This is a genomic window from Photobacterium indicum, assembly GCF_003026215.1.
Taxonomy (GTDB): Bacteria; Pseudomonadota; Gammaproteobacteria; order Enterobacterales; family Vibrionaceae; genus Photobacterium; species Photobacterium indicum.
In genome coordinates, this window is record NZ_PYOC01000010.1 from 118,437 (window position 1) to 133,162 (window position 14,726).

The 14,726-nt window shown below is 41.1% G+C and carries 11 protein-coding genes; 5 read left to right on the forward strand and 6 right to left on the reverse strand.

From position 1 onward, the window contains the following. The first annotated feature begins 380 nt into the window (after positions 1-380). Complete coding sequence (locus C9J47_RS21075; RefSeq protein ID WP_107255263.1) at positions 381-920, forward strand: hydrolase; 540 nt, start codon at positions 381-383, stop codon at positions 918-920. A 110-nt stretch (positions 921-1,030) separates the two neighbouring features. On the opposite strand, the gene C9J47_RS21080 is transcribed toward C9J47_RS21075, so the two are convergent. Next, the gene (locus tag C9J47_RS21080) at positions 1,031-1,801 is read right to left on the reverse strand and encodes a DmsC/YnfH family molybdoenzyme membrane anchor subunit (RefSeq protein ID WP_107255264.1); all 771 of its coding nucleotides are present in this window, start codon (positions 1,799-1,801) and stop codon (positions 1,031-1,033) included. 194 nt (positions 1,802-1,995) lie between these two features. Beyond that, positions 1,996-3,393 carry an MDR family MFS transporter gene (locus C9J47_RS21085; RefSeq protein WP_107255265.1) on the reverse strand — a complete coding sequence of 466 codons (1,398 nt, stop codon included), beginning with the start codon at positions 3,391-3,393 and terminating at the stop codon, positions 1,996-1,998. Positions 3,394-3,492: 99 nt separating this feature from the next. Here C9J47_RS21085 and C9J47_RS21090 point away from each other — a divergent pair, with 99 nt between their 5' ends. Both C9J47_RS21090 and nagA read left to right on the forward strand, forming a co-directional pair. Next, on the forward strand, positions 3,493-4,380 hold the full coding sequence (locus C9J47_RS21090; protein WP_006229616.1) for a LysR family transcriptional regulator: 888 nt from the start codon (positions 3,493-3,495) through the stop codon (positions 4,378-4,380). Between the two features lie 335 nt (positions 4,381-4,715). Continuing rightward, positions 4,716-5,852: an N-acetylglucosamine-6-phosphate deacetylase gene (nagA, locus tag C9J47_RS21095; protein ID WP_107255266.1), complete on the forward strand. Its 1,137-nt coding sequence runs from the start codon at positions 4,716-4,718 to the stop codon at positions 5,850-5,852. 141 nt (positions 5,853-5,993) lie between these two features. Here nagA and C9J47_RS21100 read toward each other — a convergent pair whose 3' ends face one another. Together C9J47_RS21100 and fdhF are read right to left on the reverse strand one after the other, a co-directional pair. Then, positions 5,994-6,365 carry an NADH:ubiquinone oxidoreductase gene (locus tag C9J47_RS21100; protein ID WP_107255267.1) on the reverse strand — a complete coding sequence of 124 codons (372 nt, stop codon included), beginning with the start codon at positions 6,363-6,365 and terminating at the stop codon, positions 5,994-5,996. A gap of 502 nt (positions 6,366-6,867) precedes the next feature. Further along, positions 6,868-11,025: a formate dehydrogenase subunit alpha gene (gene fdhF, locus C9J47_RS21105; protein WP_107255268.1), complete on the reverse strand. Its 4,158-nt coding sequence runs from the start codon at positions 11,023-11,025 to the stop codon at positions 6,868-6,870. Between the two features lie 401 nt (positions 11,026-11,426). On the opposite strand from fdhF, the gene C9J47_RS21110 reads away from it, so the two are divergent. After that, positions 11,427-12,392 (forward strand): chemotaxis protein CheV, encoded by a 966-nt coding sequence (locus C9J47_RS21110; protein ID WP_107255269.1) that lies wholly within the window; start codon positions 11,427-11,429, stop codon positions 12,390-12,392. 334 nt (positions 12,393-12,726) lie between these two features. On the opposite strand, the gene C9J47_RS21120 is transcribed toward C9J47_RS21110, so the two are convergent. Beyond that, positions 12,727-12,963: a hypothetical protein gene (locus C9J47_RS21120; RefSeq protein WP_107255271.1), complete on the reverse strand. Its 237-nt coding sequence runs from the start codon at positions 12,961-12,963 to the stop codon at positions 12,727-12,729. A gap of 52 nt (positions 12,964-13,015) precedes the next feature. Then, positions 13,016-13,774 carry a sortase-associated OmpA-like protein PdsO gene (gene pdsO, locus C9J47_RS21125; RefSeq protein ID WP_107255272.1) on the reverse strand — a complete coding sequence of 253 codons (759 nt, stop codon included), beginning with the start codon at positions 13,772-13,774 and terminating at the stop codon, positions 13,016-13,018. Between the two features lie 259 nt (positions 13,775-14,033). Between pdsO and pdsR the strand changes: the two genes are divergently transcribed. After that, positions 14,034-14,720 carry a proteobacterial dedicated sortase system response regulator gene (gene pdsR, locus C9J47_RS21130; protein ID WP_107255273.1) on the forward strand — a complete coding sequence of 229 codons (687 nt, stop codon included), beginning with the start codon at positions 14,034-14,036 and terminating at the stop codon, positions 14,718-14,720. Positions 14,721-14,726: the final 6 nt, after the last annotated feature.

The following is a 14,726-nucleotide window of genomic DNA, read 5'->3' on the forward strand; positions in this document are numbered from 1 at the left end:
AATTCAATGGCTGACGTATTCAGCTAAAGTCTAATAGTCAATAATGGAAATAGTTGTATGATATATACCCAAGTTACCTCAAGATGCTCGTTTCAGCGAGAATTTGTTGGGCTCTAGGCAAGGCACTTATTTATAGACCTAGTCGTTCTACGTTGAAAATAAGTAACACCGCATATAGTCCAACAAAACTCGCCCTTTGGGAGTGATTCAGCGTATCTACTTCTGTGTCAAATGTGCTTGAAAGGGAATGCCATTCCTACACACATTTTCCTTGAATTAAATACGCTGAGATCACTCTGAATCCTGCATCTTGAGGTAGCTTGGGTATACCTAAGCAGATTTAAGGATCTGAATTACAACACTTCAATAAGGACGATACTATGCTTGATGCTAACAATACCGCGCTCGTGATCATTGATGTTCAAGGCAAATTGGCTCAAATCATGGCTGATAAAGATGCCCTATTCAGTAATTTAGAAACCATGGTTAAAGGTGCTGCTATTCTCGATTTACCCACTCTTTGGGTTGAACAGTTACCCGATAAGCTCGGTGGTACTATTGCAGAAGTTTCAGATAACCTTCCCAATAAAGAACCTATTGTGAAAAATACATTCAGCGCATACCAAACGGCTGAATTTGTCTCTGCATTAGAAGCGACGGGTTGTAAAAATGTGCTTGTTGTTGGTATCGAAGCGCATATTTGTGTGTATCAAACCGTGATGAATTTATTAGATGCAGGTTATGGCGTAGAAGTGATTACCGATGCTGTATCGTCAAGAAATGTGCAAAATAAGACAATTGCATTAAACAAAATGCAGCAAGCAGGCGCGCAGCTATCTTGTACTGAAATGGTGCTATTTGAATTACAAGCAATAGCACAAGGTGAGCGATTCAAGCAGATATTGAAGATTATAAAGTAACACGCTATTTCTTCATTTTATTTATTACATCTCAGAAAAAACGACCGGTTCACCGTTAAGATGAACCGATCGTTAAGTCACTTAATAACAATATTAAACCAAGTACAACATCAAACCAGCGTATAACCTACAGCCGCTAGATATGATGAACATAGCATTAAGGTAAGTGCAAAAGTCATGATACCTAACACAGGTTTACTACGCGTTAGTAACGGCATTAGCCATACGCCCACTGCTGCTAATAACAAGCCTAAACTCATAACCTGTGCAATAAATGGACCTAACTCACTGTGGCTGTCGACACGTGCTGCTAGCTCCCCCACTTGCGGCAACCCTGTTAGTAAGCAAATCACCGCAATCACAGCACCAGTAATAGGAAGGTAGCGATTTACCTCTTCAACTTTATGTTCAGCCTTCACCAATAAAGTATGGGCAAAAAGCGTTCCGCCGCATAATGTCGTGGCAATGAAATGACTGGCAATTAGCCATTGATCAGTCCTAACAATTAAACCATGTGTTAGGTAAACCAAACCACTCACTAACGCAACAACCAGTAGCAGAGTTCTAAATCGGTCAGATCCAAACAAGTTTTTTTCAGCAAACCAGTACACATTTGCCAGTACAAAGAATACCGTTACCATGAGTACTTCAGTGCCAAATGTAGATACTGAGTAAACTTGGTCTACCATTAAGCTTGCTTCACGTAATGTTAAAGCAACGAATAGCAGAAGCCAAAACACAGGCATAGTTTTATGTACACGATCGCTTTGCCCAAAGCATAACTTTCCGCTAAGAATGACAAATGCCAACACAATAAAGGCGCCTATTGTTAATTGTGTTAACGCGCTAGATAAGAGAAACGGCCAATCAGACCAATACATGACACACCTCGTCATTGTGCAATAGGCAGATCATTACAATATACACATTAAGACTGCATACATTGAAAATGAGTACTAGAAATAAAGCCAAGCATTCTGCCTGATTATGATAAGAGATGCGAGAATAACACTCATGCCTTAAGACATGAATGATTAGCCGTTATGCTGCAACATACAAATCATCAACTGTTAGGCTATTTGTCTTTTACTGCATGTGGTTTTATGTCTGATGATAACGCTTGCCCTTTCATTGCAAACACAGCGAGCAGAAAGGCAATAACAGCAACAACAGCCATACCCGCGTAGGTCATACTAAAACCCTGCGCTAATGCCTCTGGGGCAAAATGAGCAAGTGTATTATCACCACCTTCTGCAAGTACAACTGGCACCTGGCTATGGAATATAGTGGCACAGATCGCGACACCGATAGCGCCACCAAGTTCTCGCCCAAAGCCAAACAATGACATACCTATACCACGATCTTCTGCTGGTAATACGTTTTGAACAACGACACTTAATGCTGGCAAAGTAAGTCCTAAGCCAAGCCCTGCCGCCGCCAATGCCGCTGATAAATACAGGTCAAAGTGTAATAGCCATAACGCAATTGCCGAGAGTAAAAATCCGACAACAACAAAGCGCTTATAGTAGCCTTTTCTAGCAATTTGCTTACCACCAAAATAGGCACCTGTTGTGATGCTAAACATAAAGATCATCATCAACAGGCCACTGCCTGACGCTGTCATCCCTTTTTGCCATTGCATTTGAAGCGGAAGGTAAACCAATACTGCAAACATCAGTAACTGGGAACATAAAATCAAAAGCACGCTAATAACATAGCCCGGTAACGATACCAATCTTACTGGTAAAATAGGGTCTGCCGCTTTTCGTTCAACCCACACTAATAGCAACATAACGGTAAATAACGCAATGCTGGCAATCGTTGCATCAAGGCTGGCTTCTGGTGATATTAATAACAATAACAATGTGGTTGCTGTCATTAATAAACCTGCGCCCTTCCAATCAAACTTTGATGCGCGTTTAACACTTAGGTGCCTTAGGTTTTTGTTTATCATCCATACCGCAATAGCGCCTAATGGAATATTGATCCAGAAAATCCAACGCCATGATAACTGCTCAGAAAAATACCCACCTAACAAAGGTCCTGCAATACTGGATACAGCATAAACGATTGAAATATAGCCTTGATATTTCCCTACTTCACGGGCAGGAATACTATCTGCGATCACTGTGAATGCTAAGGCAATTAAACCACCACCACCAATGCCTTGTAACACCCGTGAGGCAATTAACTGTGTTAAGTCTTGTGATAATGCACAAGCAACAGAGCCAATAATAAACAGTAAAATACTGATGTTCAGCATTTTTACGCGTCCAAAAATATCACTTAATTTGCCATAAACAGGCAAAACAGCCGTTGCTGCAAGTAGATAAGCCGTAATCACCCATGTGAGTGCCTGCCCTGCATTTAATTCCGCCCCAATAATAGGCAAAGGTGTGGTAACAATACTTTTTTCTAATGAACCCAATGCAATAACAAGTGCTACGCTGGTAAAAATTGTTTTAGGTGACATACATTCCCCCATAACTAAAACGGAGCCTAAAATAAAACAAGTTTGCCGTTACGAAAACAGGATATAATGAACCTCATCATTTCATAAATGGGATCTTAAATGAAACTGGATGATTTAGACCTTTTCCTTACCGTCGTAAAAGCCGGAAGTTTCGCATCAGCCGCCAGACAAAGAGCCATTCCGACCAGCACGCTAAGCAGAAGAATACAACAACTTGAAACCGATACTGGCCGCAAGTTATTGGTGCGCCATGCAAAAGATATGAGTTTAACGAAAGATGGGCAACTACTTGTTCAGCAATTTTCGACTGTATTTGATGATATTCACCTTCGACTTGAAAGCGTCGATAAAGAAAAGGAAGACTTTTCTGGCGTTATTGTTATCAATGCTCCCATTATTCCACTCAAGCACCAAATTGGTCCTTTAGCGTTAGAGTTTGCAAAGCTACATCCTAAAGTACAAATACGCTTCCAGTTAGGGAATCAAAATAATTACCACCTTCGCGGTGATATTGATATTGCCTTACGCTTTGGTCATCAGCCTGCTTCTGATTGGGTCGCAAAACGTTTGTCACATAACCCATCGGTAATATGTACGACCCCTGACTACCTAAATGATAAACCAGACCTAACCCACCCTAACCAATTAGTACGTTACGATCTGTTATCACCAAGCCCTCAGCAACGATGGGTGTTCAACCATATTAGTGGCGAAAGTGTAAAGTTCATTCCGAATGCACGCATTCAATCTGACGAGCTAGATACTATCCATCGTGCTGCCGTTGCAGGGTTGGGCATTGCACGCCTTCCTGAATGGTATACAAAAAAATCCTTTGAGAATGGCGAGTTGATTCAATTATTTCCTGACTGGCAAATGGAAGGATCTGACGTTGCACTGCTATATCCACAAAGAAAGCTACTGTCAGAACGCACTCAAGCACTGATTGACTTTATTTTTGAGCATTGGAAACCTTTTGAGTCACTATAGAAACAAACAAAGTGCCAATGGCCACAATTGCTCATTTAACATACGAAATGTGAGATTTTAGAACCAATACTTTGATATAAAGCTAAATATACACCTTTAAATCAACTCGTATTATTGACTACAGCGCCCTTTTTCATATATCTTATTTTCTATCGAGAATTAAGATTTACTCTTAACTCCAACAAATTTGAACGGGCCTGCTGTTGTAACAATGCAATCCCATCTTTAACTATAATTATGCGGAGTTCATCTTCAGCATATCTCTGCAACTGAGTGATTGCGTTTATTCACAATAACCAGAAAGCAGTTACTAAGCGGATAATAACGAGAGGCTTATGTTTGCACTAACGCATGTTAATGTTTTTGATGGTCACACGACCCTTCTAGACCAAGCGATTATCATTGAACAAGACACTATAACGTCTATCGTTTCGATGAAAGATGCAAAATTACCTGCAAGAACTTTCAATGCTAATGGCTTATTAGCAACTGCTGGCTTTATTGATATTCAATTAAATGGTTGTGGCGGCGTATTGCTTAATACTGACATCAGAAAAGAAACACTTGATGTAATGAACGCAACTAACCTTAAAAGCGGCACGACGCAGTATTTACCAACTCTTATTACTAGTCAAACTGAATCAATGAAGCAAGCTATTGATATGGTTGCAGATATTAATGAGCCAAGTAAAGAAGGCGTATTGGGTTTACACCTTGAAGGCCCCTTTATTAATAAAGCTAAAAAAGGAGCGCACCAAGAGCACTTAATTCGTGAACTTGATGAAATAACAGCATACTACCTTGCTGATAATGCAGATAAAATTAGCGTAATAACACTTGCACCAGAAAACACCTCGCAGCACGTTATCGATATTTTGACACAGGCTGGCATTACAGTGTCACTTGGTCACACTAACTCGACATATGAAGAGCTTGCTGAAAAAGATGGCATCACAATGGCTACGCATTTATATAATGCGATGACGCCACTTGGCTCTCGTGAACCAGGCGCTGTCGGTTATATTTTCGATAAAAAGCCACATGCTGGCATCATTGTTGACGGCATTCACTCTTCATACGCATCTGTTCGTATTGCCCACCAACTAATGGGTGAAAAGCTATTTATGGTAACAGATGCCGTTAATCCAGCAGGCACAGACTTAACCGAATACGACATGGCTGGAACAACGGCTTACGTAACTGATGGAAAGTGCCATTATGCCGACGGTACTATCGCAGGTGCTGCAATTACCATGATTGAAGGTGTAAGAAACCTTATTGATCAGGTTGGCCTTACACGTGATGAAGCATTGCGTATGGCTAGCCTCTACCCAGCAAAAGCATTAAAACTTGACCACGAATATGGTCAGTTAAAAGCAGGTTATAAAGCGAATATCACATTGCTAACTGATGATAATCAGGTGCAGCATGTTATTCAAATGGGCAAACAACACGACTTTACTGCTCGCTAATCTCACGACGAGATACACGCAAATACAAAAAAGGGGCTGATTATTAATCAGCCCCTTTTCTATGGAATGTTTTTATAGCTAAAGGTTTTTATAACTAATAGCCATCGAGATAACTCTTCGTTGTTGTGTAATCTGTACTTATTATGCCGCTTGAGTTTCCAATGCATTCATTTTAGCAGTACGATTCATTTGGAATTCACGAAGCGTGAAATACAAGTAAGTCGCAACAATCGAGAAGAATAAGTACGATAAAGAAAATACAAACGGTGAATTGATCAAGTTTGCTTCAAGGCTCCACATCACACCTACCACTGTCACGCCCATTTTCGCAACCACTCCCATTAAAAGAAGTAAAGCCGCTAATTGAGGATAACGTGTCGAGCGAAAAGCTAACCAGTAACCTGTGCCTACAGCGACTGCTGCAATTCCAAAGCCGACCATAAATGAGTGGAAATGCTCGCCTGAAAGTACACCAGCTACAATTGATAAAAGTAGAATAAAACCAAATTTCATAACAACCTCACTAATAGAAAGCGTCCCTTCAAGATAAAACCGCGTTGACAGGGGTATTTTCCCACTTTCTGATTTATTTTCATACTAAGACATATGATGGCCGTTACCCTTAATTACTTAATTTTTCACAATTTTACATCCTGTAACATTGCAACCACCTGCAATATGGACACTTAAACAAAACTTGTTAATCAGTTGTTAAGTGGTGTGTAAATTGTAAGAAATAGTTACAAAGTGTACTTTTAGATTTAAAAACTCTAATAGACCATTCTTTTATTCCTTTACGCACTTCTATAGTGTGCAAAATCACCTTTACCACACTATTAAATATGGAATTTAAGTTTCCAAATTCAATCGAACAAAAAATACACTATTTCATATTCCACATAAAAAAAACCATCAAAAGCATGTGCTATTGATGGTTCTAGACTCTCACTATATCGATAATGCTAAACCATTCATTTAATACATTGAATGATTTCGCAGCTACAAATTGACAGTATTAGCAGGTTTCCACTAACACTCGTACTTTTTCAATTTTAACCGCTGCCACTTTGAACTCAGGGATCTTCGCATGAGGATCCGTTGCTGTCGTCGTTAAACGGTTTGCAGGCGCTTCAGCAAAATGGAACGGTACAAATACCACACCTTCTTGCATACGCTTGGTAACAAATGCGGGAGTTTCAATACTGCCACGACGCGTCGACACTTTTAGCATCTCACCATTACGTACACCCAGACGCTCTGCATCAACAACCGAAATCATTGCACGAGGCCCAGCCAAGTTATCCAACCCTCGGGTTTTTCTTGTCATGGTGCCAGTGTGGAATTGTTCTAATAAACGTCCTGTTGTCAAAATAAGTGGATATTCTGCATCAGGTAACTCAGCCGCGTAACGGAATGGGATAGCAGCCATCTCCCCTTTTCCACGCGTAAATTGAGAGGTATGCATAACACGCGTACCGTCAGGTGCGTTGTCGTTACACGGCCATTGAAGGCCATCTCTACCGACACGATCCCAGTGAATACCCGCATATTGTGGCGTTAACTGGGTGATCTCTTCAGTAATGTCTTTTACTGATTGATACGCCCAATCACTCCCCATTGCATTTGCAATGCTTTGAATGATCCACCAATCTTCCTTTGCTTCACCTGGAGGATTAACCGCAGGAGTAATGCGTTGAACACGGCGTTCAGTATTCGTGAAATGACCTGATTTTTCGGCGAAAGAACATGACGGTAAAACGACATCCGCATATTGCGCAGTTTCAGTTAAGAAAATATCTTGTACCACTAAGAAATCTAATTTCTCTAAGCCTTCTAGTACATGCGCTTGGTTAGGATCACTCAGAACTGGATTTTCACCCATTACATATAAACCTTTCACCTGATCATGACATGCTGCATCGATAATCTCGGTTAGGGTTAACCCATCCTCTTTCGGTAAGTTGGGTTTATTCCACGCTTTGGCAAACTTGGCATGAATTTCAGGAACCTGTACTTTCTGGTAACCAGGGAAGTTGTTTGGTAGTGCCCCCATATCACAAGCACCTTGCACATTAGATTGACCACGTAATGGGTTAATACCACCACCCTCAATACCAATGTTACCGCACAACATCTGCAAGTTAGCTACAGAACGTACATTATCATGGCCCGTTGTATGCTGCGTAATACCCATCGAGTAATACACTGCGGTACGATTAGCAGTACCAATCATCTGCGCCATTTTAATAACGTCTTGCGCTTTCACGCCCGTGATCAATTCAACTTTATCTGGGGCATAGCTATCAAGCATGACTTCTGCTTTTAATGCTTCAAAGCCTTCTGTTCGCTCATTGATATACGTTTGGTCATGCCAGCCATTTTTGATGATTTGCTGCATGATACCGTTCATTAGCATCACATCGGTACCTGGGCGATGTGCAACATACAATTCAGAATGTTCAGCAATATCAATGCGCTTAGGGTCCGCCACGATTAATCGTGTTTTACCCGTACGAATCGCTTGTTTGATATGAGATGCAATGATCGGATGTGCCGATGTCGTATCAGAACCAATGATAAACACCACATCAGAGAATTTGATGCTCGGAATGTCATTAGTCATCGCACCACTACCAATTGACGCTTCTAGCCCTGTAACTGTAGATGCGTGACACAAACGCGCACAGTGATCGACGTTATTTGTTTCTAACTCACGGCGAATAAACTTCTGGAAAGCAAAGTTATCTTCATTGGTGGTTTTTGCCGACGAGAAACCCGCTAACGCATTGCCGCCTCTTTCTGCTTTAATCGCATTGAATTTGTCAGCGACCAGCAAAATAGCCTCTTCCCAGCTAGCTGGCTGTAGTTCACCATTTTTACGAATTAACGGGGTTGTTAAACGCTCTTTGCTATTTACAAAATCAAAACCAAAGCGTCCTTTAACACATAACATTCCTTGGTTTACTGGCGAGTCTTTTACGCCTTGCACATAACGAATCTGATTTAATGATTCATCGACATACATCGTCAGCTTACAACCCACACCACAATAGGTACAAATCGTCTCAACTGGCTTCAGCATTTCGATTCGACCTTGCGACTTATCTCGCTTATCGACCAGTGCGCCAGTAGGACACACTTGAACACATGCCCCACATTGAACACAGTTCGAATCACCCATGCTATAGCCTTTATCAAAGCCAGGGCGGCATTCAGGGCGGCTTGCGCTTGAACCATCAGCATTTTTGGCGAAACTCAATGTACCGTGAACCGCTTTTTCATTACAGGCTTCAACACACTGACCACAACTAATGCAACGGTTAGCGTCGAATACAATGAATTCAGAGCTATCATCTACATGGAATTTCTGGCAACTCTCAGTGGTTAGTTCGGTTTCTGCAACATCATATTCGGTTGCATAGTCACGTAACTTACAATCGGTATTTGCTTGGCAACCACACTCTAAACAACGTGCCGCTTCGCGCATTGCTTCGTCATTGTTAAAACCCGTTTCAACTTCACTAAAGCTTAACTCTCGCTCTTTCGTGCTCAATTCTGGCATTACAGAACGCATTACTTTTTTAATCTCTACAAACTGCTCAGGAGCAACCTGCTTTAACTTGCGCTCTTTTTGAGAGTTAAAAAGCTTAACTGGAATGTTTTCCATATCACCGTCGAAGAAACGGTCAATCGCCTCTGCAGCAATGAGTCCATCTGCAACCGCCTCAATGGCTGTTGCGGGTCCACGACGGAAATCACCAATACTGAATACATTACCTAAACCAGAGTGCATGGTATTCGGATTAGCATCTTGAGTATTCCAGCGCGTTAATGGCAGCTCTAATTCTTCTTTATCCATGAAGCTTAAATCAGGCTTTTGCGAAACCGCAGCAATAACGGTATCAAACGCTTCGGTAAAGTATTGACCTGTCGGCTCCGGTCGACGACGACCAGATGCATCAGCCTCACCCAGTGCCATTTTCTCTAGCTTAACTTCACATACGTGACCATTCGCGTCAGCAATATTTTCAACAGGGTTTGTTAAAAAGTGAAATTTAACGCCTTCATGCTCAGCTTCTACAATTTCATAATCTTCAGCGGGCATTTCATCACGTGTACGACGGTAAATAAGCGTGGTATCAGCACCGTCACGTACAGCTGTTCGTGCACAGTCAATTGCAGTATTACCACCACCAATAACGGCTACTTTTTTACCCGTAATATAACGACCTTCAGTGACGTAATCTTTCAGGTAATCGACACCTAAATAACAGCCATTAAGATCACTACCGGTATAAGTCATTTCTACGGCTTGCGAGGCACCAACTGCAAGGCATACCGCATCATAATCTTCAGTGAGTTGCGTGAGTGTGAAATCATCGCCTAACTTCTTAGAGGTCAGTACTTGCATGCCATTTCGGCACATTAGCTCAATTTCTTTTGCCAAAATAGCCTTAGGCAAACGGTATTCAGGTATACCGTAACGTAACCAACCACCCGCTTCAGGCATCGATTCAAAAACCGTTACATCGTAGCCTTCGTTTGTTAGGTAATAGCCACACGTTAAGCCGCCAGGGCCACTACCTACAACTGCAATGGACATACCTTTTGATGCTTTCTTTGGCGGTACATAATTTTCTTGTGCAGCAAGATCTATATCGGCTGCATGTCGTTTAAGCTGACGAATGGCTATTGGCTCATCGACTAACCCACGACGGCATTCGGTTTCACAAAATGCAGGACAGACACGACCAATGGATAACGGCATAGGCAGTGTTCGTTTAATCACCTCTACAGCTTTAACATGATCATCTTGAGAAATATGGTAAAGATAAGATTGAATGTCTACGCCAGCAGGACATGCTGTTTGGCACGGCGCTTCACAATCAGCATAGTGATCAGAAAGAATACGATTTAGTGCTGTTTGACGAAGCGACGACAGTTCTTCAGACACTGTTGTGACAGTCATGTTCTCAACGGGTTGAATTTCACAAGCACGTTGAATACCTTGCCCAGCCACATCGACGACACAAAGTTCACAGGGTACTTTTTCGCCATTTTTATTAAGACCACAAAGTGACGGTATTTCAATATTACAGTCAGCTGCAGCTTCAAGTAGGGTTTGTTGCACATTTACAGGAAATATTTGTCCATCTATCGTGACATTTACCATTGATTGCCTCTTTAAGGTTCTCGGTACTGCATCTTATTAATCATTGACCGTAATCATATTTATCAAAATGATATGTACTATAGTAATGACCGAACATTTATTGTTCTTCGTATTCACGAATGGCAGTAGCTCAAGGATGACTGGAGAAAAATCATCAATTTTTACTTATTCCCACAACGTATCAAAAGCAGCAGAAAATTCTTTGATTTGGAACACTGTCGGCTGTTATATCTGGAATATTTTATCTGTATGCGGCAGTATCGCACTTAAAATATTCTCTTTCTTTGGATGTTTAACAAAATTAGACTATTCATCTTTTTTATATAAAACGTGACTTTTACCTAACCGTCGCATTATAATTTACTGATAAATTTAATAATTATTTGGATTGCAAGCAGATTATGACCAATATTTTAGATTCAGTTGATCAACGCACTCAACTTGTTGGTCAAAACCGGCTTGAGCTTTTAATCTTTCAACTCAATACATCCCAATTTTTTGCTATCAACGTCTTCAAGGTAAAAGAAGTCGTTAAACTTCCTCATCTGAATATTTTACCTGGGTCACATCCCAGCGTGTGCGGTGTCGCCAATATTCGAGGTACATCCATTCCCGTAATTGATCTACGCAGTGCAATCGGCATGCGTAGTATGGAAAAAAATGATGAGTGCAATATCATTATTACTGAGTACAACCGTACTATTCAGGCATTTCTTGTCGGTCAGGTAATGAACATTGTTAATATGACGTGGAAAGATATTCAAGCACCACCAGAACAAGTGGGACCTAATAATTACTTAACCGCAATCACTAAAATTGAACGTGATGGCATGCAACGTTTGGTCAGTATTCTGGATGTCGAAAAAGTATTAGCAGAAATCATTAATTACAATATCCAAATATCGGATGAAGTCTTAGATAAAACCATTGTTAATCAACTTCATGGTCGCAAGATCTTGATTGTCGATGATTCATCTACCGCTCGTGGTCAAATTCGCGATACCTTGTCTCAACTGGGTATTGAAGTCATCGAAGCTAACGATGGTATGAAAGCCCTAACCTTATTAAAAGGTTGGTGTGATGAAGGTAAAACAGTCACAGACGAGATTCTTATGATGTTCACCGACGCCGAGATGCCAGAAATGGACGGCTATAAGCTGACACATGAAGTGCGTAATGACCCACGCATGAATGATTTATTTATCGCACTGAATACATCGTTGAGTGGCAGTTTCAATGAAGCCATGGTTGAAAAAGTCGGTTGTAATCGTTTTATCTCTAAATTCCAGCCTGATGTGTTAGTCGATGTTGTTCAAGAACGTTTACGTGAAGTACTGGGCCATGCACCTACTAGCCACTCGAGTTAATATTTTTTAAAGAATTTAATACCGATCTGAATAAGTAGCTGATCAGACATTTTCGCAGCAAAAATGATTAGATACTTATTTAGATGGATTTCACATGAATGATTAGCAATAAATTATACTGAAATGCACTACAGACAACCTCATAAAAGCCGACATTAGTTGCCCCTCATCCACTTTTAAATAACGCCGACAAAACGCGATTATCTTACACTCTGCAACGTAAGTTATGCTCTCCCAATCATTGAACGATTTACTCTTATTCAAATACCCCACCACCTTAGTTACATTGTCACTTATATTTGCAACTAGCATTGAATAAATCCTTTTTTCAATATTAAAACCGATGAATGTATTCGTTACTTACTGCGAGTTGCTGCATCCCATCATATTCATGCCATTCAGGCGGGCTCTCTCGATCTTGGTTATCAACCAGTTCCAATGTTTCACCGTAAAGTGTGTCTATTTGCGGCTCTCTTATATCTTCAGCCCTTACTGATAGCTGCATGGTAATCAGTAAAATAATCAGAGTTGGAAGCACCCAACTAGGTGCCTCCGGTTTGTTTGATTTCATCAATATCTCCTCTGCCTACTCAATTAAATACACGTCATTAGATACAATCTGTTTATGGGTATGTATGTGCTGTAAACACATTCTCTTGAGTGCTGCGCAGGGTTACACGGCGGTCAAAAAAATCATTTTCGAAGTTTTGTTCTGATTTTAATGGCTCTAAATCACCATAGGCATCAACAAGAAGCTGATCGGTATCGATACCACGAGATTCCAAATAATCACGAACAGCATCAACACGGCGCATTGATAAATCAAAATTCTTCTGGCTATCACCTCGGCGATCGGCATACCCAGCGAGTTGCCAACTCATCTCTGGTGACTGCTTCATCATTTCTGCTATTTCATCAAGTTGTTGCTGGAAAAGCGGCTCGATATCTGATGAACCAGTACGGAAATGTACATTCACTTCGAGCATTAATGCTTGTTGTTCTTCACTTTGTAATTGCAAATCTTGCTGCAAACGGGCGATCTCGATTTGAGCTTGGTTATAGTTAATATCTACACGCTCAAGTTCAGTATTGCGCGCAGTTAACTCTGCCATATCTTCGTTTTGAGATTTAATATGCTCATCTTGCCCGACAGCTGTACCAACAATTCCGCCGACCATTGCGCCGATAATAGCGCCAACAGGGCCCCCGACTAATGCCCCAAAAGCAGCACCCGATCCTAATCCTATGAGTTGCTCTTGCTCACCAACGACATATGTTTCGTCTGCAGTTTGCAGGTCTGCTTGGTTAGCATAAGCAGTTGGTGCCATTGTTGAAGTAAGAAGTGCTGCTGTAACCAAAGTTGTAATTAATTGCTTTTTCATGATGTATTCCTCATCGTTTTATTTATTATGAGTAACCTGCAACGCGTATTCTTTATTGAAGTAACGTTTCAAAGCGGGTTGCCGTTTCGATGTAGTCATTAAAGCAAGTTGATCTGGCAATATAGAGGAAAGAAAATGGCAATGCGGTGATCAAATGTGGCGAAAAAAAGGCAATGTGTTTTCGTCCCTTTTTTAGTCCATTTTTTGTTGTATAGTCAGCACATAGAAACAATACATATAAAAGAGAAACAAGGTTCCCATGAAAAGAATTGCAATCGTTGAAGATGAAGTCGCCATCCGTGAGAACTACACCGACGTATTGGTAAAGCATGGCTATAGCGTTCAAGGATACGATAACCGCCCAGACGCATTAACCGCCTTTCAAGAACGTTTACCCGATTTGGCAATCATAGACATCGGCTTACAAGATGAAATTGATGGTGGTTTTTCGCTATGCCAATCATTGCGAGCCATGTCTTCAACGGTTCCTATTATCTTTTTAACGGCTAGAGACAGTGATTTTGATACGGTTTGTGGTTTACGCATGGGCGCTGATGATTACCTCACCAAAGACATCAGCTTGCCGCATTTGATTGCTCGTATTGCAGCGTTATTTCGCCGCAGTGAAGTAATGGCAAGCCCTACCGAGCAAGAGTCGTTAATTGAACGAGGTTCACTGACTATTGATCAAAACCGTATGCAGGTTTTTTGGAAGCACCAACCTATTGAATTAACAGTGACAGAATTCTGGATGATTTATGCGCTAGCTAAACGCCCTGGCCATGTTAAAAGTCGTGATGACTTAATGCAGGCGGCACAAGTGGTAGTTGATGACAGCACGATAACTTCTCATGTGAAGCGTATTCGCAAGAAATTTATTCAATGTGACAACGAGTTTGATTGTATCCATACCGTTTACGGTATGGGTTATCGCTGGGGTGTATAAGTGCGT

Excerpts from the sequence above, each read along its gene's own strand:
- C9J47_RS21075 (WP_107255263.1), top strand. The coding sequence starts at position 381 with ATGCTTGATGCTAACAATACCGCGCTCGTGATCATTGATGTTCAAGGC.
- C9J47_RS21080 (WP_107255264.1), bottom strand. The coding sequence starts at position 1,801 with ATGTATTGGTCTGATTGGCCGTTTCTCTTATCTAGCGCGTTAACACAA.
- C9J47_RS21085 (WP_107255265.1), bottom strand. The coding sequence starts at position 3,393 with ATGTCACCTAAAACAATTTTTACCAGCGTAGCACTTGTTATTGCATTG.
- C9J47_RS21090 (WP_006229616.1), top strand. The coding sequence starts at position 3,493 with ATGAAACTGGATGATTTAGACCTTTTCCTTACCGTCGTAAAAGCCGGA.
- nagA (WP_107255266.1), top strand. The coding sequence starts at position 4,716 with ATGTTTGCACTAACGCATGTTAATGTTTTTGATGGTCACACGACCCTT.
- C9J47_RS21100 (WP_107255267.1), bottom strand. The coding sequence starts at position 6,365 with ATGAAATTTGGTTTTATTCTACTTTTATCAATTGTAGCTGGTGTACTT.
- fdhF (WP_107255268.1), bottom strand. The coding sequence starts at position 11,025 with ATGGTAAATGTCACGATAGATGGACAAATATTTCCTGTAAATGTGCAA.
- C9J47_RS21110 (WP_107255269.1), top strand. The coding sequence starts at position 11,427 with ATGACCAATATTTTAGATTCAGTTGATCAACGCACTCAACTTGTTGGT.
- C9J47_RS21120 (WP_107255271.1), bottom strand. The coding sequence starts at position 12,963 with ATGAAATCAAACAAACCGGAGGCACCTAGTTGGGTGCTTCCAACTCTG.
- pdsO (WP_107255272.1), bottom strand. The coding sequence starts at position 13,774 with ATGAAAAAGCAATTAATTACAACTTTGGTTACAGCAGCACTTCTTACT.
- pdsR (WP_107255273.1), top strand. The coding sequence starts at position 14,034 with ATGAAAAGAATTGCAATCGTTGAAGATGAAGTCGCCATCCGTGAGAAC.